The organism is Hydrogenophaga sp. (assembly GCF_031426985.1).
Lineage (GTDB): Bacteria > Pseudomonadota > Gammaproteobacteria > Burkholderiales > Burkholderiaceae_C > Hydrogenophaga.
The window spans coordinates 1,114-1,769 of the sequence record NZ_JASJOY010000093.1 but is presented as its reverse complement, the minus strand read 5'-3'; the positions used below and the strand labels follow the sequence as shown (position 1 = coordinate 1,769).

Annotated in this window: 1 protein-coding gene; it reads right to left on the bottom strand. The window is 74.1% G+C overall.

The features are described 5' to 3' along the window. Positions 1 to 179 precede the first annotated feature (179 nt). The coding region (locus RMP09_RS11995; protein ID WP_310566201.1) for a Na+/H+ antiporter subunit E at positions 180 to 656 on the bottom strand (477 nt) is incomplete at its 5' end.

Genomic DNA, 656 nt, shown 5'->3' with positions numbered 1-656 from the left:
GGGCGGGGGCGTCCGTCGCGCGCGCCAGCAGCAGCAGCACGGCCACGACGCCGGTGCCCAGCAACTGCGCGGCCAGCATGCGGTCGCCGTTGGACGGGCCACGTTCCACGCGCAGGAGGCCGAGCGCGATCGTCGCCAGCACCAGCGCGGCCATGATCCACAGTGCGGCGGCCATCCGCTCAGCCCTGACCGGGCGCTCCGGGCGCCACAGCGGGCAGTGCGAGCGAGAACAGGCCGGCGACGGCATCTTCGAGCGCTGCCAGTTCGGCGGCCACCGGCGCGCCGGTGTCGAGGGCGTGAATCAGCAGATCCCGCCCACCGACGTTTGCCACCAGCGTGCCCGGCAGCAGGCTCACGCAGAGCGCGAATAGCGAGCGTGCCGGTCCGTCCTCGGGCAGCCGCCAGAGGTACTGCACCAGGCCCGGTGCGACGCGCGGGTGCGACGCGCTGACGCGCCGAGCCACGTCCACACCACCGCGCAGTGACTCGCGCAGGAAGAAGGCCGCGAAGCGCAGCGCACCCGACAGGCTCAGGCCCCATGGCCCTCGCGGGGCCAGGGGCGTGAGCAGTGCCGCTGCCACGATCGTCGGAACACCGACGATCCAGGACGACGCCGTGCCGCCCGCCACGCCCCACCAGAGCAGCGCCAGAGCAGC